Source organism: Opitutus sp. sgz309028 (assembly GCF_059821195.1).
In genome coordinates, this window is the sequence record NZ_JCAMRR010000002.1 from 764,418 (window position 1) to 782,501 (window position 18,084).

Below are 18,084 nucleotides of genomic sequence, written 5' to 3' on the forward strand. Positions count from 1 at the left end.
GACATGATCGAGACGCTGCTCACGCCGTTGCAGTATGATTACATGCTGAAGGCCATTCTGGTCAGCGGCGTGATCGGGACGGTGTGCGCGTTTCTGTCGTGCTTCGTGACGCTGAAAGGCTGGTCGTTGATGGGCGATGCGCTGTCCCATGCGGTGGTGCCGGGTGTGGCCGTCGCCCACTACGTCGGCTGGCCGTTTGCGGTGGGAGCGTTTCTCACCGGGCTCCTTGCCGCGGCCGGAATGGGTTTTGTGAAAATGAAAACGCCGCTGCGCGAGGATGCGGTGATCGGTGTCGTGTTCACCGCGTTCTTCGCGTTCGGACTTTTTCTCATTTCGGTCCATCCCAGCGAGGTCGATCTCCGCGCGATCGTGTTCGGCAACATCCTCGGCATCTCGGACGCAGACATCGTGCAGATGCTTGCGATCAGCGTGCTCACGCTCGGCGTCCTCGGCTTGAAATGGCGCGACCTGCTGCTGCTGTGTTTCGACGCGACGCAGGCGCGTGCGCTCGGCTTGAGTGCGACGCGGCTGCACGCGCTGCTGCTGGCGCTGCTGGCGGCGACGGCCGTGGCAGCGCTGCAAGCAGTGGGCGCGGTGCTGGTGGTGGCGATGTTGGTCACGCCGGGCGCGACGGCGTATTTGTTGACGGACCGGTTTGGGCGGATGATCGGACTCGCGACTGCGATGGGCGCGGGCACGTCGATGCTCGGCGCGTATGCGAGCTACTTTTTCGACGGCTCGACGGGCGGTTGCATCGTGACGTTGCAGAGCGCGATGTTTGTTGTGGCGTGGATTTTTGCGCCGAAACACGGTGTGCGCGCGTCGCGGATGCGCGCGCGGCTCGCCTCGGAGGGCGAGGGAACATGAGCCGGGTCCTCGAGCCGTTGCAGTATCCGTTCATGGTGGACGCGATGATCGTCGGCGCCGCCGTGGGTGCGGTGTGCGCGGTGTTGTCGTGTTATCTCGTGCTGAAAGGCTGGTCGCTGATGGGGGACGCGGTGTCGCATGCGGTGCTGCCGGGCATCGTCGGCGCCTACGCGATCGGCGTGCCGCTGGCGCTGGGAGCGTTTGCGTCGGGTTTGTTGTGCGCGGTGCTGACGGGCTATGTGAAAGCCAACAGCCGGGTGAAGGAGGATACGGCGATGGGCGTGGTCTTCACGGGGCTGTTTGCGCTCGGGCTGGTGATGTTCACGAAGGTGCCGAGCGACTTGCACCTCGATCACATTCTCTTTGGCAACATCCTGGGACTCGAGGAGGGCGATTTGCGCAACACGCTGATCACAGCCGGGGCGACGCTCGCGGTCGTGCTCGGGCTGCGGCGGGATCTGCTCCTGTTCTGTTTCGATCCCGGCCACGCGCGGACGATCGGGCTCCCGACGCAGCTGTTGTATTATTTGCTGCTCTCGCTGCTCGCGGTCACGATTGTGGTGTCGTTGCAAGCGGTCGGCGTGATTCTCGTGATCGCGATGCTCGTGACACCGGGTTGCATCGGTTATCTGTGGAGCGATCGTTTTGGACGCATGATAGCCATTGCGACGGGAAGCGCGATCGGTGCGAGCGTGCTCGGGGTGTATGCGAGCTTCTTTCTGAACGCATCGACCGGCGCGTGCATCGTGCTGCTCGAGGCGCTCATGTTTGCAGTGGCGCTGGTCACGTCGCGGAAGCGCGGATTGCGGCGCAACCGCCGGACGGCGACAGCGACGGTTGCCAAGCTTGATGGTAACGGTTTGGGGTTCCCGCAGAATCCTTTTTGACGACTCAAACTAAACGCGCCACGCTGCGGGAACGTGAACAGCGATCCGGATGGTCAGTTCGGAGAGTCAACGGCCGGTGCGCCGCCGAGCTTGGCGGAGTCGCACCGCACGATTGCGATTCCGGCCGGCGCGGGTTTCTGGCGGAAGCTGCTGGCGTTTTCGGGGCCGGGTTACCTCGTGGCCGTCGGTTACATGGATCCGGGAAACTGGGCGACGGACCTGGCGGGCGGATCGCAGTTTGGCTACACGCTGTTGAGCGTGATCCTGCTGTCGAACCTGATGGCGATCCTGCTTCAGTCGCTCTGCGCGAAGCTCGGCATCGTGACGGGACGCGACCTGGCGCAGGCGTGCCGGGAGCATTACTCGCGGCCGGTGGCGATGGGACTTTGGTTCTTGTGCGAGATCGCGATTTGCGCGTGCGATCTCGCGGAGGTGATCGGGACGGCGATCGCGTTGAATCTGTTGTTCGGGATTCCGCTCGTGTGGGGCGTGTTACTGACGGCGCTCGATGTGCTGGTGGTGTTGTGGCTCGCGAATCACGGTTTTCGCTGGCTGGAGGCGCTGGTCGTTTCGCTGGTGCTGTTGATCGGCGTGTGTTTCGGACTGGAGATTATTTTTTCGAAGCCATCGGTGACCGAGATCCTGGGCGGGTTTGTGCCGACCGCGGAAATCGTGCGGAATCCCGCGATGCTGTATGTCGCGATCGGCATTCTCGGCGCCACGGTGATGCCGCATAATCTCTACCTGCATTCCTCGATCGTGCAGACGCGAAAATACGAGCAGGACGCGGGCGGCAAGGCCGAGGCGATCAAGTTCGCGACGCTCGACGCGACGGTGGCGTTGATGTTCGCGCTGTTTATCAATGGCGGGATTCTCGTGGTCGCGGCCGCGACGTTTCACACGTCGGGGCAGACGCAGGTCGCGGAAATCCAGGACGCCTACAAACTCCTCTCGCCGACGCTCGGCGTCGGGGCGGCGAGTGTGCTTTTCGCCGTGGCGCTGCTGGCATCGGGGCAAAACTCGACCATCACCGGCACGCTCGCGGGCCAGATCGTGATGGAAGGATTTCTCAACCTGCGGTTGCGGCCGTGGCTGCGGCGCTTGATCACGCGGGCGATCGCGATCGTGCCCGCGGCGATTGTCGCGGGCGTTTACGGCGAAAGCGGCACGGCGCATTTGCTGATCCTGAGTCAGGTGGTGCTGAGTCTGCAGCTGCCGTTTGCGGTGATTCCGCTGGTGCAATTCACCAGCTCGAAGACGAAGATGGGCGTCTTTGCGAATCCACGCTGGATCAAGGTGCTCGCGTGGCTGACGGCGGCGCTGATCGTCGCGCTGAACTTGAAACTGCTGCTGGATTTCGTTGGCGCCACCGGCGCCGTGGAGTAGAAGGAACGCGGCGGCTCACCCGCGTCACACCTCAACCTCCCGAGCCATGTATAAGCGAATCCTCGTTGCGTTGGAGAACGGACGCGCCGACGACACGCTGGTCCCGCACATCGCGCAGCTGGCGCACACGCTCGGCTCGACGCTCCTGCTCCTGCACGTCGCGGACGGTTTTGCGGCGCGAAACTACAACCAGCTGAAACTCGCGGAATCCGACGAGATGAAGGGCGACCGAATTTATCTGGAAACGATCGCGGCGCGGCTGCGGGACGAAGGCCTCGACGTCGAAGCGGAACTGGCGTTGGGCAATCCGCCGACCGAGATCCTGAAGACGGCGATCGACAGGAACTGCGATCTCATCGCGATGACGTCGCACGGGCACAAAGTCATCGGGGATTTTTTTCTCGGCAGCACGATTGAGCGCGTGCGCCACAACACCTCGATCCCCATTCTCGTCGTGCGTGCCGGCAGCGGAAAAACGGCGGCGACTCCTTCGAATCTCTCGTCATAAAAGAACGCGCGACCGGACATCAGCCGAACTTGCGTCATGGCGAAATCCGGACTTTCGCCGCGCCGCGGAATGACTCTAGTAACGCCATGCTAACGCGTTTCTCCGTTCCCCCGCTGCACACGTTGACCCGCACCCTGGCCGCCGTCGCGATGGAAAAGGCGGCGCCGGACCTCGTCATCACCGACGCGCGCATCCTGTCGACCTACACGGAACGGATTCACCCCGGACGCGAAGTGTGGATCAAGAGCGGGCGCATCGCCGCGGTGAAACCTGCGGGGACGTTCAAGAAATCGAAGCTCGGCGGTGCGAAAATTTACGATGCGCGCGACGGCATCGTCGCGCCCGGCCTGGTCGATCCCCACGTGCACATCGAAAGCAGCATGATGACGGCGTGCGCGTTTGCCGAAGCGGCGCTGCTCAATGGAACCACGACGGTGTTCTGCGACAGCCATGAGATCGGGAACGTGTGCGACGTCGCGGGCATCGAGTGGATGCTCGAGGATGCCCGGCGCGCGCCGCTCTCGATTTACCTCACGGTTCCGAGCACCGTCCCGGCGACGAACGCGAAACTCGAAACCGCCGGTGGCGATCTGACGCCGGCGAAGATCGGCCGGCTCTTCGACCGCTGGCCCGAGGCGGCCGCGCTCGGCGAGAAGATGGATTACGTGTCCGTCGCCATGGGCGATGCGCGCAGCCATGCGATCCTGGCGGAGGCGTTGAAACGCGGCCGGCCCGTGTGCGGGCATATTTACGGACGCGAGTTCGTCGCGGCTTGTGCGGCAAGCGGCGTGACCGACACGCACGAGGCGATCGATCGCGAAATCAGCAACGATTTCCTGGAGGCCGGCGTGTGGGTGTTCCTGCGCGGCGGCAATCCGCAGACGCCGTGGCATTCGCTCCCGCAGGCGATCAAGGCGGTGACGGAGCTCGGCGCGAACGCGAAACGCGTGTGCGTGTGCACCGACGATCGCGATGCGGACGATCTGTTCCTGTTCGGGATGGACTGGGTCGTGCGGCAGGCGGTCGCCGCGGGACTGCGCACGACGACCGCGTGGAGCATGGGCTCGCTGCATCCGGCGACGCGCTACGGCTTCGACGGCGAATTCGGCGGCGTCGCGCCCGCGCGCCGCGCGGACCTCGTGTTGCTCGACGACGCGCTCGAAGTGCAGAACACCTGGTATGGCGGCGAACTCGTGGTGGAACGGCGAAAAATCACGCCGATGCTCGAGCGGGCGCTGCAACGTCGCTATCGGTATCCACGCGCGGCCTACGCCACCGTGAAGCTGCCGCGCAAAGTGTTGCTCACCCCGGCGCTGCCGAAAACGGAAACCACCGCCAACGTGATCCGCGTGGTGCCGCCGGGCATCGTGACGGCGCACGATCGGGTGACGTTGAGGGCCGGCCGCACCTGGGCGGAACACGCGGCCGAGCACGACCTGTGTTTTCTGACGGTGGTCGAGCGTCACGGCCGCAATGGCGGCGTGGCGCATGGCTTGTTGCGCGATTTCGGACTGCGCGACGGTGCGGTCGCGAGCAGCGTCGGCCACGACGCGCACAACATCGTGCTCGCCGGCACGAACGAACGCGACCTGCAGCTGGCGCTCGCGACGGTGAAAAAATTGCGCGGCGGCGTCTGTGTGGTTCGCCAAGGGAAGGTGCTCGCGAGTGTCGCGCTGCCGATCGCCGGGCTGTTGTCGGACAAACGCGCGACAGCCGTGGCGAAGGAGACGACGGCGTTGAAACGCGCATGGGCCAAGCTCGGCTGCAAGGTCCCGTATATGGGTTTCAACCTGCTGCCGCTGTCGGTGATCCCGGATCTGCGCCTCACCGACAAGGGACTCGTCGATGTGAAAGCGATGAAGCTCGTGCCGCTGTTCGAATCCTGATTCGGCCCGCAGCGGACTCGGGCCGCCGGTTTACTGGCTGAACGGCCAGATCTTGAAAAACGAGAGGAAGAACACAGCGGCGACCGCGTAGCCGAGCGCGGTCATGCGTTTCGGTTCGCCGAGCGCGAGGGCGAGCAGCGAGGCGGCGATCAGCCCGAGGCCGATGCCCTCGGCGATGCTGAACATGAGCGGAATGCCCAGAATCGTCAGCACCGCGGGGGCGGCGACTTTGAAATCGGCCATGTCGATTTCCGTTACCGATTGCATCATGAAAATGCCGACAATCACGAGCGCCGGTGCGGTCGCGGCGGCAGGAATCGCGAGGATCAGCGGCGTGAGAAACAGCGCCAGCAACATCAGCGCGGCGGTCGTGAGCGTGGTGAGGCCGGTGCGTCCGCCGGCCTCCACGCCGGACGCGGATTCGATGTAGCTGACGACCGTCGAGGTGCCGCAGAGCGCGCTGAGCAGCGTCGCGGTCGAATCCGCGACGAGCGCGCGACCGGCCTTCGGCAGCGTGCCGTCGGGTTGAAGATAACCGGCGCGTTTCGTGACGCCGATCAGCGTGCCGATGTTGTCGAACATATCGACGAGCAGAAGCGTGAGAATCAGCGGCAGCGCGACGAGAAATGCGGTCGAACTGGCGAGAAATCCGAAAGTCAGTTTGAGAAACACCGGCTCGGGCGAGGCGGGCAACGACAGGAGTTGGGCGGGCAGTTGCGTCACCATGTGCCCGTCGCCAGCGGGCACAACGAGCCCCGCGAGCGTGGTGGCAAAGATGCCGAGGATGATGGCGCCGGGAATGCGGCGCGCGACCAGGACGGCCGTGAGCAGCACGCCGCCGAGACAGAGTGCGACCGGACCGGCCGTGAACTCGCCGTGCGTGACAAACGTCGCGGGATGGCTCGCGACGATGCCGCCGTTCTTCAGGCCGATGAACGCGATGAACAGGCCGATGCCACAGGTGACGGCGATCTTCAGCGAATGCGGGATGGCGGCGATGATCTTCTCGCGCACGCCTGTCAGCGAAAGCACGAGAAACAGGACGCCGTTGACGAACACCATCCCGAGCGCCTCGGACCACGGCACGCCGCGGCCGAGGCAGATCGTGAAGGTAAAGTAGGCGTTGATGCCCATGCCCGGCGCGAGCGCGATGGGGTAATTGGTGAGCAACGCCATCAGCGTCGTGGCGATCGCGGCGGTGATCGCGGTAACGGTGACGAGGGCGGCCTGGTCCATCCCGGTGTTGGCGAGGATCGAAGGATTCACCGCGAGGATGTAGGCCATCGCGGCAAACGTCGTGAATCCGGCCTGGATCTCGCGACCGACGGTGGTGCGATGCTGCTCGAGACGGAAGATGCGATTTAGCATGGTGGGAGGAACCACGAGAGCCACGAATCACAGGAAAGCGGTGGCGTGGCGAGCGGAAGGTGTGAGCCGCGGATGGACAGGCGCGAAAGGGCCTGGCAAGTATCGCGCCGTGAAAAACCGAGCGGCGTTCACCGGGAATTTTTCGAATTCGGAAGGCGGCCGATGATCGTCGACGCCCATGTGCACCTGTATCCGGCGGAGGTGGACCGCGATCCGGCGGGTTGGGCGGCGGCGTGCGGCGAAAAGCATTGGGCGCTGTTGTGCACGCGGCGCCGGCGCGACGGCCGGCCGGTGCAGTCGCTGCCGACGCTCGACGCGCTGTTGCGGGCGATGGATGAGGCCCACGTGGAACGCGCGGTGCTGCTCGGTTGGTATTGGGAAAAGCCCGACACCTGTGTCTGGCAGAACCGGTTTTACGCGGACTGCGTGCGTGCGCATCCGCAGCGGCTGGCGGCGTTTGCCACGCTCCATCCGGCGGCCGGACGCGAACAGGCCCTTGCGGAAATCTGGCGGGCGCGGGACGACGGGCTGATCGGACTCGGGGAGTTGTCGCCGCATTCGCAGGGCCACTCCGTGGACGATCCGGTGTTGAGCGCCGCGCTCGATCTGGCCGCGGAATTGAGGATGCCGGTGAACCTGCACGTCACGGATCCGGCCAGCCGCCGTTATCCCGGCTGGGTGGAGACGCCGGCGGAGGATTTCGTGCGGCTCGCGCAGCGGCATCCGGCGACGACCTTCGTGCTGGCGCACTGGGGCGGCTTGCTCGCGCTGCAGGACGAGCGCTTTCGCCAATGCGCGAATGTTTACTACGACACCGCGGCGTCGCCGCTCATGTATGGACCGGAGATTTGGCCCCGGATGTTGGCGGCGCTCGGCCCGGAGCGAGTGTTGTTCGGATCGGATTATCCGCTGAATCTTTATCCGCGTGTTTCGGTGGCGGCAGAGATGGCGCGTTTCGTGGCCGAGGCGAAACTCGGCGCCGCGGGCGACGCGGTGCTGGGGGGCAACGCGCGACGCGTGCTGGGACTGCGCGGCTGAACGCGGCGTTACTGCGAGAGCGCCCAGTCGATAACGGGGCTTCGCGGATCTTTGACGACGATCTGAAGTCCGCTCGTGAGACCGGAGGGCAACGGCACGGGAATCGTGAGGACGGGCAATCCACCGAGACTCGCCGGCGCGGTGAGCGCGAGCAGGCGGTTGCGGTTCGCGAGTGTGCATTCCGGCTTCGTCAGCGCGCCAAACGGCGTCGCAGGAAGAACGAGGAAGTCGTAACTTTGGAAAAACTTTGCCCAGAGATCGCGGGTGGCTGCGAGCCGGCGCTGCGCCGCATCGATCTGTGCGGCGGTGAGCGTGTGCACGCGATTGAGTCGCTGCCAGACGGCGGGATCGTAGCGGTTGCGAAAACGCTGCGCCCAGGCTTGGTGCACCTGCCAGGCTTCGACGGCGACGATCGTGTTGTAAGCGTCGGCGTCCGACGAAAAGCCTGCGAGCAGGGCGTCGCCGGTTTCGCGGTCGGCGGGAGGAGCGAAGCGGGTGGCTGATTCGCGGCAGGCGCGTGCGACGTCGGACTCGAGGTCGGGCCAGTCGAGATAGCAGCCGCGCGGCGCCGGTGCGGGCGGCTCGACGTCGATCAGGGCAGAGATCGCGAGGCGCATGTCGGCGGCGTTCGCCGTGAACCAACCGGCGGTGTCGAACGACGGCGCGAGCGGAAAGGCGTCGGCAATCCAGGAATCGCGCGGTTGTAACCTGAATCCGAATACGCCGCAGAACGCCGCGGGCACGCGGACCGAGCCGCCGGTGTCGGTGCCGATGGCGAACGGCACGACTCCGACGGCGACGGCGGCCGCGGAGCCGCTGCTCGAACCGCCGGAGGTGCGGCCCGGAAAACGCGGATGCTCGCAATCGCCGTAATGCGGATTCTCGCCGGTGATGCCGTAGGCGAATTCGTGGAGCTGCGCTTTTCCGGCGAACACGGCACCGGCGCTCTGCAGCGTGCGGACGAGGGCGGCGTTGGTGGTGGAGGCGGGCCGGACTTCGGGGAGAAACGTGGAGCCGGCGAACGTCGGCAGCCCGGCCACATCGAAAAGATCCTTGAGCAGATATGGCACGCCTCCGAGCGGCGTGGCGCGATTGCTGGCGGCGAAGGCGCGCGTCAGCGACGGTTCGTCGGGCAGAAAAGCGAGCACGGCGCGTTGTTGCGCGGACGAGAGCCGCTCGCGGACGCGATGGTGCAGTTCACGGGCGGCGGCGTCGGGGGCGAGGAGTTGCCAGTCGCGGAAAGTCATGCAGGCGGCGGAGGTGGACGAGGTTCGCGGATCGGCGGGCGGCCGTAAAGGCCGGGCTGCGCGGGCGCAACGGTGACGCACTTCGGCTTTGCGTCGCGCGGTCGAATCGCGAGGTTGGCGGCACGATGAATCCTGAAGCGAAACTGGCTGAACTTGGTTTGACGCTCCCGCCGCCGCCCGCGGCCGCCGGCAGTTACGTGCCGACCGTGCGCACGGGCAACCTGCTGTATTGCGCGGGCACGATCGCGATGCTGAACGGGCAAATGACGCACACCGGTCAGGTGGGGAAGGAGCAGACGATCGAGACGGCGAAGAAGTCCGCCGAAGTCTGCGCCCTCAACACGCTCGCGAATATCAAGGCCGCGCTCGGCTCGCTGGAGCGCGTGAAGCGCGTCGTGATGCTCAACGGATTCGTGAACGCGATCGACGGCTTTGGCGACAGCCCGGCGGTGATCAACGGCGCGAGCGATCTGTTCGTCGCGGTGTTCGGCGAGGCGGGCAAACATGCGCGCGCGGCCGTCGCGGTGAACGGATTGCCCCGCGGCTCGACGACCGAAGTGCAGGTGGTCGTCGAAGTCGGCTAAGCGATCGCGGTCGCGATCGGAGATCGGAGTTCGGAGCTCGGGGAAGCAGCGGGCGGCGCGGGTGATCGCGTTCAGCTCAACTGTTTCATGAGGACCTTCGGATTCCGGCCGCTGTCGTCGTAGGATTTGAGGCGCGCTTCGGGGAGGATCGACTTGTCGGTCTCCTCGAAGCCACAGACGTTCTGGAAGAAGCCGAAGCTCTGGGTCGAGAGCGCGATGACGGTTTTCGCCCCGCGCTGTTTTGCCATCAAGGTGGCGTATTCGACCATTTTCTTGCCGATGCCGCGGTTGTGGTAGAACGGCATCACGTAGAGCGAACCGATCTCCGCCATCTGCGGTTTGTCCGGATAGAAATACAGCGTGACGCACGCGATGATGTTCTCGTCGATTTCGAAGACGAAGAACTGGTCGATGTTCTTTTCGATCGCCTGCTGCGTGCGATGCAGCAGCTCCTCGCGGCGGACGGCGGCGCGCGTGAGATTATAGAGGAGCCGGACGTCGCTTTTCCGCGCTTTCCGGATCTGCTGGTATTCGTTGCCGTAGACGAGCGAGCCGACGCCCTCGTTCGAGAAGATCTCGTTGAGCAGGCCGTCGAAGATCCGGCCGTCGACGATGTGCACGCGCGGTGTGCCGGTCTCGATCGCCTTCACGGCATGCATCGCCTTGCTGCGGGTCACGTCGGCGATGCGCTCGGGTTCGGCGGCGAGGATGTTGCGGACAGCGTCGACAGAAATTTCGCGGCGGACTTCGCCATCGATCTCGAGGCCCGCGTGCGGGGCGAGATAAATGATTTTCGTCGCCTGCAACGCTTCCGCGAGCTCGGCGGCGAGCAGGTCGGAGTTGACGCGCAGGGATTTCCCGTCGGGGCCGAACGCGATCGGTGAGACGACGGGCACGACATCGCGGTCGATCAGCTCGAACAGGAAGTCCTTGTCGATGCGCTCGACGCGGGCGGTGAACTGCTGGTCGACGCCTTTGATGATGCCGAACGGCAGCGCGCGCACGGCGTTGGTGACGGCGCATTTCAGGGAGTTTTGCGTGAGACCCTCGACGAGGGCGTGGGCGACGCGGGAGGACGCGCGGATGCCGAGATCAAGCGTGGCGGCGTCGGTGACGCCGGTGCCGTCGACATTCGTGATCGCGATGCTGCGCGCGATCGCGAGCTCCTGGAGCTGGTGGCCGATGCCGTGGACGATGACGAGTTTGATATCGAGCGAGCGCAGGACGGCGACGTCGACGAGCAGATTGGCGAAGTTTTCGTCGGCGACGATCGAACCGTCGATCGCGATCACGAAGATCTGTCCCTGGAAACGCGGCACGTATTGGAGAATGCCGCGGAGATCCGTGGGTTTGAACGTAGTCGAAGGCGCGTTCGTCGCTGAAGAGGAAGACTGGCCGTTGCCGTTGCTCATTGCCGTGGGCGTCGGTTTTCGGGGAAGCGACCCGGCGCGTCAATAGTCGCGGGGCTCCCGGCGCAGCGCAGGGCGCGCGGCTATTTGACCTCGAGTGACCAGGATTTCGCGGTGTGGGAGCCGACCAGCGTCACGCGATAGCGACCGGTCTTCAAGGTGCCGGGCGGCACGTTGAGGCGGACGAGGGACGTGCGGGAGCGTGCGAGGAGGTCGCCATTGAGCTTTTCAAAATCGACGACGACGTAGATCTCGCTGCTCCGGATATAAAGATGAGCCTCGTTGATCTGCTGCTTGTTGTCGGGCACCGTGCAGGTGAAACCGATGGAGTAGGGCAGCAGCGGATTTGCGGTCGCGGCTGCGGAAACGGAAACGATGTCGCCGGGCAGGAGCGGTTCGTCGACCAGCGATGCCGCGAGCGCCGGCGGAAGGCCGGCGGCGGCGTCGGTGACGGTGGCGGTGGACGGCAGCGAGATGGGATCGGCGGGGCGCTCGGCCTCGATCGTGACGCGTTGAAACCCGGCGGACAACAGCCGCAGGGTGTTCGCGCGATCCTTCATGTCGTGATACGGCTCGAAGGCGTGGCCGGGCTTGCGATAGTGCCAGCGGATGAAGGTGTAGGGCACGATCACGAGGAGGATCGCGACGACGATCCATTTCATCGACCAAGGCTGGCGGCGCTGGGACATGCCAGCAGGGAGAAGCGACGGGCGAGGAGGGGGCAAGCCGTTTTCGGCGGAGACGGGAGCCGCGCCTTGCTCCTTGCTCCGCGCGCGCGGGCCTGTTTGCCTGCCCGACTTCATGAAACTCTGGTCGCAGTATTTCATCCCGACGTTGAAGGAAAGTCCCGCCGACGCGGAGATCGCGTCGCACAAGCTGCTCGTGCGCGCGGGGCTCGTGCGCAAGCTCGGCGGCGGCCTCTACACGTATCTGCCGTTCGGCCTCCGCGTGATGCAGAAGCTCACGCAGATCTGTCGTGAGGAAATGGAGCGCGCCGGCGCGATCGAGTTGTGGATGCCGCACGTGCATCCGGTGGAGCTCTGGGAGCAGGGGCCGCGCTGGGCAGCGGCGCGCGAGATCATGTTTCGCGCCGACAGCGCCGGCGACGGCAAACGGGCGCCGCGGGATCCGGAATTCGTGCTCGGGCCCACGCACGAGGAAGTGATCACGCCGCTCGTGAAAACCGAGATCACGAGCTATCGCGATCTGCCGAAAAACTTTTTCCAAATCGCGACCAAGTTTCGCAACGAGATCCGGCCGCGCTACGGCCTGATGCGCGCGCGCGAGTTCGTGATGATGGACGCGTATTCGTTCGACGTGAACGACGACGCGGCGGTCAAGAGCTACTTCGCGATGAAGAGCGCGTATGAGGCGTTTTTCAAACGCATCGGCGTGACGGCGATCGCGGTTGAAGCCGACACCGGCGTGATGGGCGGCAGCTTCTCGCACGAGTTCATGGTGCCGGCGGAGATCGGCGACGACGACGTGATCTACAACGAGGCGAGCGGCTACGCGGCGAATCGCGAGAAGGCGACCAGCGCGCTCGTGCCCGCGGATCTCAAAGACGCGGACCCGGTCGGCGCGATCGAGGAATTCGCCACGCCGGGCGTGGTGACGATCGCCGCGCTCGAGGCGGCGCCGTATTCCGTGCCGGCTGACCGGCAGTTCAAGACGCTCGTCTTCATCGGCGACGGGAAACCGTTCCTCGTGGTGCTGCGCGGTTGCGACGAACTCGAGGAAGCGAAACTCGGCGCGCTCGGCTTCACGCTGTTCCGCCCGGCGACGGCGGAAGAGATCGAGCCCATCATGGGCGCGAAGCCCGGCAGCCTCGGGGCGGTGAAAGGCACGATCAAGGACGCGGGGGCGCTGGCGGGGATTTTCGCCGACCACGCGATCCGGTTGATCGGCAACGGCACCACCGGTGCGAACAAGGACGGCTTCCATTTGCGCAACGTGAACGTCGCCCGCGATCTCGCGGTCACGAAGTTCGGCGATTTCCGACGCGTGCGCGCGGGCGAACCCGACGTGAAGTCCGGTGAGCCGCTGCAGCTCCGGCGCGGCATCGAAGTCGGCCACATATTCAAGCTCGGCACGAAGTATTCCGAGAAGTTCGGCGCGGTCTATACCGACGACCAGAAGCAGACGCATCCCATGGTGATGGGCTGCTTTGGCATCGGCGTGAGCCGGACGATGCAGGCGGTCATCGAGCAGACTCACGACAACGACGGCATCGTCTGGCCGTGGAATGCCGCGCCGTTTCACGTGCTCATCTGCGTGCTCGACCCGCAACTGCCCGAAGCGATGGAACTCGCGCGAAAGCTCGGCGCCGCGGCCGAGAAAGCCGGCGCCGACGTGTTGATCGACGACCGTGTGGAGCGGCCGGGCGTGAAGTTCAAGGACGCCGACCTGATCGGCATTCCGCTGCGGCTGACCGTAGGCGGGAAAGGTTTGAAGGAAGGCGTGATCGAACTGAAGTGGCGCGCGCAAAAGGACGTCGCGAAAATCCCTGTCGCCGAAGCGGAGGCGAAAGTCGCGGCGGCGGTGACGGACGCGGCGGCGAAAGCCGGCGCTTAAACGCGAAGATGCGGGCAATCGCCGGAGCCGGCTTGCAGGCTCCGGTGTGACGCCTTCATTTTTCGCCAGCGGAACCTCGCCCGACCTGGGGCGACCCCCCGTCCAGATCACGCATGGCCTATTTTGCCGAATCGAGTCCACGAACCACCACCGCACCCCAAGCCGACACCGCGCTGGCGTTGGAGGGAGTGTGGCGTGTGGTCGTCCTGAACGACCCCGTCAACCTGATGTCGTATGTCGTCATGGTTTTTAAAAAGGTGTTCGGCTTCGACGAGACGAAGGCGCGACGGCACATGCTCGAAGTTCACGAACTCGGCCGCTCCGTGGTCTGGAGCGGTTTGCGGGAAAAGGCGGAGGCGTATGCCTACACGCTGCAACAGTGGCACCTAACGGCAGTGCTCGAGCCCGATGAAACGCATTGAAGTCAAACTGAGCCTCGCGATCGTCGCGCCGCTGCTCGATGTGATCCGCGAAGTGTCGTCCGGCTTGAGCGAACGCCTTGCCGCGCCACTGTCGATCGACGATCTCGATCCGGAGTTTCGCGATGCCTGGACCGCGGATCTGGTCGCGAGCCAGAGCTCGGACGTGCGGATGCTGCTGGGCTTGTTCGACGAAAATTTTTTCGCGGAGGGCGTGATCGGTCTGGACGAGACCAATGCCGAACAGGTGCTGCGCGCGTGTGCGGCGGTGCGGCTTCGGCTGCGGGAGAAATACCTGAAGGGGCTCGGCGACGACACGCTCGAGTCCAGCGAGATCGAGCTGGAGGAACTGGAGGAACCGGTGCGAAAGGCCTTTCTGTGTTACCTCTTTCTCGCGACGCTTCAGGAGTTGATCATCCAGCATCTGGACGCGACGATTCTCGAGGGTTGAAACGAGCGTGCGGGCGGAAAAAAGCGGCGGCGCGATGGAACGCGTCCGCGGATTTTCCAAAAGCGCAAACCGCGTTTGACGGACGGTGGGTGGCTTCTACCTTCACAGCCGACACCCTGCAGTGTTCGAGGTGCTTTCAATAACTGCTCTTTGCCTTAGAATAATCATGGGAGCTGAAACCGCCGCGGAAGATGCCAGGCCGTAAATCGGAAGGCAGATGACGCGGAGGAGGCGCCCACCTTAACCTAAAAAGGTCTTGAGCCTTTGGGCATACGGCACAGGCGGGGTGTCTTCACTTTCACGAGCCGGTCAACACGACCGGCTCGTTCTGTTGAAAAGCGTCGACGCTGGACGGATCTCGCACTCAGCTGCGGGCTTCGCTAGCCTTTCTCCCTCACATGAATCCCGCCGAATACAACGCCCTCCACATCCTCCACGTGCTCTCCGTCATCGTCATGGGAGCGACCGTGTTTTACGCCTGCGCCGGTGCGCCGGAAACGCGCAAGAAAACCTTGATGTGGAGCGGCGTCGCCAGCGTCGTGGCGTTGCTCACGGGTATTCGCATGTGGCAGGCGCTTTACGAGTTTTCCGGCGGCTGGGCCATCGTGAAGCTGGTGTGCTGGCTGGGACTCTCGGCGTTCGTCGGCCTCGCCTACAAGCGCCGCGCCAAGGCGGGCCTGTGGATCACGCTGACGCTGCTGCTGACCGCGATCGCGGTCGTGATGGTCTACACGCGGCCGTTCTGACGATCGTCGCGCGGGCGTGACGTCCGAAACCAAAACGCCGGCGGGCTCGCTCTGCGGCGTGTGGATCGCCGCCGACGGTACGGTGCACGTCACGCGCGCCCGGCCCGACGGCTCGCGCGTCCACGAGACGCTTTCCTTCCGGCCCTTTGGCTGGCTCGGTGACAGACCTGCGCCCGAGCCGCCGCCGGAAATCGGAATCGAGCCGCTCGGCGGCGAGGGGCCGTTCAACCGGCTCTTTCACGCCGACAGTCTGGAGAATTTCGACGCGTTCCTGAAGGCCGCCCGCGGCGCGGGCGCGGGCGTCGACGCGATCCGTCCGCTCGAGAGCCAGTTCCTGCTGCAACAACGCGAGCGGCTCTATCGCGATCTCGCGTTTCACGAACTCCGACGCTGCCAGCTCGATATCGAAACGGCGTCGTCGGACGACGGTTTTTGCGATCCGGCGCGCCCCGACGATCGCGTGCTGGCGATCGGTCTGCGCACCGGTGGTCAAAATCGTCTCCTCGTGCTGGAGGAAATGACCGACGCGGCGGAAAAGAAATTGCTCGGTGACTTCAACGCCGCGCTCGCCGAGATCGATCCCGACGTGATCGAAGGGCATAACGTCTTCAAATTCGATTTCGATTACCTGCGTCAGCGGTGTCGCCGCTTCAAGGTGCCGTGCGCGTGGGGCCGCTACGGACAGAAGGCAAGTTTCAGGAGCAGCCGGCTGAAGGTGGCCGAGCGCTGGATCGACTTCCTTCGCTGCGATCTGCCCGGTCGTGCGATCGTGGATACGTATCTGCTCGTGCAACTCTACGACATCACGACGCGCGAGCTGACGTCCTACGGGTTGAAGGACGTCGCGGTGTATTTCGGTATCACGGAGGAGGACAGCGCGACGCGCACCTACATCGAAGGTCCGCGGATCAAGGACGTGTATCTCAGCGATCGCGCGCGTTTCTGTGCGTATTTGTCGGACGACTTGCGCGAAACCGAGGGACTCGCAGGCCAGTTGCTGCCGACGTATTTCGAGCAGGCGCGGACGTTTCCGATTCTGCTGCAGGAGGCCACGCTGCGCGGGGCGACCTCGAAGATCGACCTCCTGTTTCTCGAAGAATACTACCACGCGCGGCAGGCGTGCCCGGTGCCGCCGGAAGTGCGGCCCTTCGAAGGCGGCTACACGCGGAGTTTCCAGGAAGGCGTGTTTCGCCACGTGCTGCATTTCGACGTGGCGTCGCTGTATCCGAGCCTCCTGCTGCATATCGGACGCAATCCCCGCAACGACACCCTGGGCGTCTTCATTCCTTTGCTGAAGCGGTTGCGCGAGTATCGGCTGAAATACAAGCAGCTCGCGCGGACCGGCCCGACGGAAATCGAACGCAGCGAGGCGCAGGCACGGCAGACAAATTTCAAGATCCTGATCAATTCGTTCTACGGTTACCTTGGGTTTTCCGGGGCGCGGTTTGGCGACGGCGAACTGGCGGCGGAGGTCACGCGACGCGGCCGTGAGTTGCTGCAGGCGCTGATCGACGAGTTTTCCAAGCACGGCTGCACGATCCTCGAAGCGGACACCGACGGGATTTATCTCTCATCGGAGCACTACTACGAGAAACCGGAGGAGTTGCTCGCGCTCGTGGAGACGATTCTGCCCAAGGGCATCGAGCTCGAATACGACGGCCGCTACCGGGCGATGTGGTGTTACAAGGCGAAGAACTATGCGCTCTACGACGGCGAGAAAGTGACGCTCCGCGGCAGCGCGCTGCGCTCGCGCGGGATCGAGCCGTATCTCAAGAGGCTCAGCGATCGGCTGATCACGTTTCTCGTCGGAGCGAGCGACGTGTCGCCGCTTGCTCTGCTCGAAGATTATCGGGCCAGACTGAGAAAGGGTGAGGTGCCCGTCGAGGAACTGGCGAAAAGCGAAACGCTGAATCAAAACCCCGATGCGTATGAACGGTTGATCGCGGAAGGGGGGAAGCCGCGGCGCGCGTCGGCCGAGGTTGCGCTGCAGATGAATCCGCGGCCGCGCATGGGCGATCGCGTGAGCTATTACGTGACGGCGAAAACCAAGGGCCGCGCGAGCGACTGGCAACGCGCCCGGGCGCTGTCGCTCTACGATCCGGAGGCGGCGCCGTATGATCCAAGTTATTACCTCGAAAAACTCGACGACTGGATCGAGCGGTATGGCAGTTTTCTCGGCGTGAAAACAACCGAGCCGGAGGCGCCGGTGCAGGGCGAGCTGTTTTAGTGACCGGCGCGCTCGACCGCGGCGAGCAGATCGCGCGTCCCGGCATCGAGCGGCGTGTCGGCGAGAAGTGCGAGCAGGGCGTCGGTCTTCGGCGCGAACTCCGGCAGTTCGCCGCCGGGAAATTGCAGACGGGCTTTCAAGACCAGCCGCAGTGCGCTGAGGAAGGATTGTTGCGCGAGCTTCGGCTGGCCGAGCGTCACGTAGCAATGTCCGGCTTCGGCAGTGAGCGCGGCATACATCAGCACTTTCTCGCGTGCCGTTTCGGGCAGCTCGCCGTCGGCGAGCATCGCGATGTGCTGGTCGGGCGTGAACTGAAAGATCTGCACGGCCTCGAGTCCGAACAGCCGTTCGAACGCGGCCATGATCGTCTGCAGCGCTTCCTGTGGCGCGTTTTGCTTTCGCTGCTGCAGCACGCGCGCGAGGAACTGCCCGAGCTGCTCGATCAGACGAAGAATGTAATCGCGTTGCGGCATGGAGACACCGTGGA

Annotated in this window: 17 protein-coding genes and 1 other RNA gene; 13 read left to right on the plus strand and 5 right to left on the minus strand. The window is 64.5% G+C overall.

What is annotated here, in order from left to right; genetic code table 11:
• Positions 1–3 precede the first annotated feature (3 nt).
• The 5 genes from AC6RV7_RS08990 to AC6RV7_RS09010 all read left to right on the plus strand — a co-directional run bounded on the left by AC6RV7_RS08990 (position 4) and on the right by AC6RV7_RS09010 (position 5,534).
• The gene (locus AC6RV7_RS08990) at positions 4–867 is read left to right on the plus strand and encodes a metal ABC transporter permease (protein WP_500094195.1); all 864 of its coding nucleotides are present in this window, start codon (positions 4–6) and stop codon (positions 865–867) included.
• A complete protein-coding gene (locus AC6RV7_RS08995) occupies positions 864–1,754 on the plus strand; it encodes a metal ABC transporter permease (RefSeq protein ID WP_500093637.1) in 891 nt (296 codons plus the stop codon). The genes AC6RV7_RS08990 and AC6RV7_RS08995 overlap by 4 nt, the downstream gene beginning before the upstream one ends.
• Before the next feature lie 33 nt (positions 1,755–1,787).
• A complete protein-coding gene (locus tag AC6RV7_RS09000; RefSeq protein ID WP_500093638.1) occupies positions 1,788–3,140 on the plus strand; it encodes an Nramp family divalent metal transporter in 1,353 nt (450 codons plus the stop codon).
• Positions 3,141–3,186: 46 nt separating this feature from the next.
• Positions 3,187–3,648 (plus strand): universal stress protein, encoded by a 462-nt coding sequence (locus tag AC6RV7_RS09005; protein ID WP_500093639.1) that lies wholly within the window; start codon positions 3,187–3,189, stop codon positions 3,646–3,648.
• Positions 3,649–3,734: 86 nt separating this feature from the next.
• Positions 3,735–5,534 carry an adenine deaminase gene (locus AC6RV7_RS09010; protein ID WP_500093640.1) on the plus strand — a complete coding sequence of 600 codons (1,800 nt, stop codon included), beginning with the start codon at positions 3,735–3,737 and terminating at the stop codon, positions 5,532–5,534.
• A gap of 30 nt (positions 5,535–5,564) precedes the next feature.
• Here AC6RV7_RS09010 and AC6RV7_RS09015 read toward each other — a convergent pair whose 3' ends face one another.
• Complete coding sequence (locus tag AC6RV7_RS09015) at positions 5,565–6,902, minus strand: NCS2 family permease (RefSeq protein ID WP_500093641.1); 1,338 nt, start codon at positions 6,900–6,902, stop codon at positions 5,565–5,567.
• A gap of 162 nt (positions 6,903–7,064) precedes the next feature.
• Between AC6RV7_RS09015 and AC6RV7_RS09020 the strand changes: the two genes are divergently transcribed.
• The gene (locus AC6RV7_RS09020; protein ID WP_500093642.1) at positions 7,065–7,940 is read left to right on the plus strand and encodes an amidohydrolase family protein; all 876 of its coding nucleotides are present in this window, start codon (positions 7,065–7,067) and stop codon (positions 7,938–7,940) included.
• Positions 7,941–7,948: 8 nt separating this feature from the next.
• On the opposite strand, the gene AC6RV7_RS09025 is transcribed toward AC6RV7_RS09020, so the two are convergent.
• Positions 7,949–9,187 carry an amidase gene (locus AC6RV7_RS09025; protein ID WP_500093643.1) on the minus strand — a complete coding sequence of 413 codons (1,239 nt, stop codon included), beginning with the start codon at positions 9,185–9,187 and terminating at the stop codon, positions 7,949–7,951.
• A gap of 125 nt (positions 9,188–9,312) precedes the next feature.
• On the opposite strand from AC6RV7_RS09025, the gene AC6RV7_RS09030 reads away from it, so the two are divergent.
• Positions 9,313–9,771 (plus strand): RidA family protein, encoded by a 459-nt coding sequence (locus AC6RV7_RS09030; RefSeq protein ID WP_500093644.1) that lies wholly within the window; start codon positions 9,313–9,315, stop codon positions 9,769–9,771.
• Positions 9,772–9,842: 71 nt separating this feature from the next.
• Here the strand turns inward: AC6RV7_RS09030 and argA are convergent, their stop codons facing one another.
• Both argA and AC6RV7_RS09040 read right to left on the minus strand, forming a co-directional pair.
• A complete protein-coding gene (gene argA / locus AC6RV7_RS09035; RefSeq protein ID WP_500093645.1) occupies positions 9,843–11,183 on the minus strand; it encodes an amino-acid N-acetyltransferase in 1,341 nt (446 codons plus the stop codon).
• An 80-nt stretch (positions 11,184–11,263) separates the two neighbouring features.
• Complete coding sequence (locus tag AC6RV7_RS09040) at positions 11,264–11,869, minus strand: hypothetical protein (protein WP_500093646.1); 606 nt, start codon at positions 11,867–11,869, stop codon at positions 11,264–11,266.
• A 112-nt stretch (positions 11,870–11,981) separates the two neighbouring features.
• Between AC6RV7_RS09040 and AC6RV7_RS09045 the strand changes: the two genes are divergently transcribed.
• From AC6RV7_RS09045 to AC6RV7_RS09070, 6 genes are all read left to right on the plus strand, one after another.
• Complete coding sequence (locus tag AC6RV7_RS09045) at positions 11,982–13,754, plus strand: proline--tRNA ligase (protein ID WP_500093647.1); 1,773 nt, start codon at positions 11,982–11,984, stop codon at positions 13,752–13,754.
• 113 nt (positions 13,755–13,867) lie between these two features.
• The gene (locus AC6RV7_RS09050) at positions 13,868–14,176 is read left to right on the plus strand and encodes an ATP-dependent Clp protease adaptor ClpS (RefSeq protein ID WP_500093648.1); all 309 of its coding nucleotides are present in this window, start codon (positions 13,868–13,870) and stop codon (positions 14,174–14,176) included.
• Positions 14,163–14,624: a DUF2017 family protein gene (locus AC6RV7_RS09055; RefSeq protein ID WP_500093649.1), complete on the plus strand. Its 462-nt coding sequence runs from the start codon at positions 14,163–14,165 to the stop codon at positions 14,622–14,624. The genes AC6RV7_RS09050 and AC6RV7_RS09055 overlap by 14 nt, the downstream gene beginning before the upstream one ends.
• Before the next feature lie 110 nt (positions 14,625–14,734).
• A non-coding RNA gene (ssrS, locus tag AC6RV7_RS09060) (6S RNA) lies at positions 14,735–14,916 on the plus strand.
• 106 nt (positions 14,917–15,022) lie between these two features.
• Positions 15,023–15,370 (plus strand): hypothetical protein, encoded by a 348-nt coding sequence (locus AC6RV7_RS09065; protein ID WP_500093650.1) that lies wholly within the window; start codon positions 15,023–15,025, stop codon positions 15,368–15,370.
• 16 nt (positions 15,371–15,386) lie between these two features.
• Positions 15,387–17,597 (plus strand): DNA polymerase domain-containing protein, encoded by a 2,211-nt coding sequence (locus AC6RV7_RS09070; RefSeq protein WP_500093651.1) that lies wholly within the window; start codon positions 15,387–15,389, stop codon positions 17,595–17,597.
• Here the strand turns inward: AC6RV7_RS09070 and AC6RV7_RS09075 are convergent.
• Positions 17,594–18,070: a hypothetical protein gene (locus AC6RV7_RS09075; RefSeq protein WP_500093652.1), complete on the minus strand. Its 477-nt coding sequence runs from the start codon at positions 18,068–18,070 to the stop codon at positions 17,594–17,596. The two genes, AC6RV7_RS09070 and AC6RV7_RS09075, sit on opposite strands and share 4 nt — an antisense overlap.
• Between the last annotated feature and the right edge of the window lie 14 nt (positions 18,071–18,084).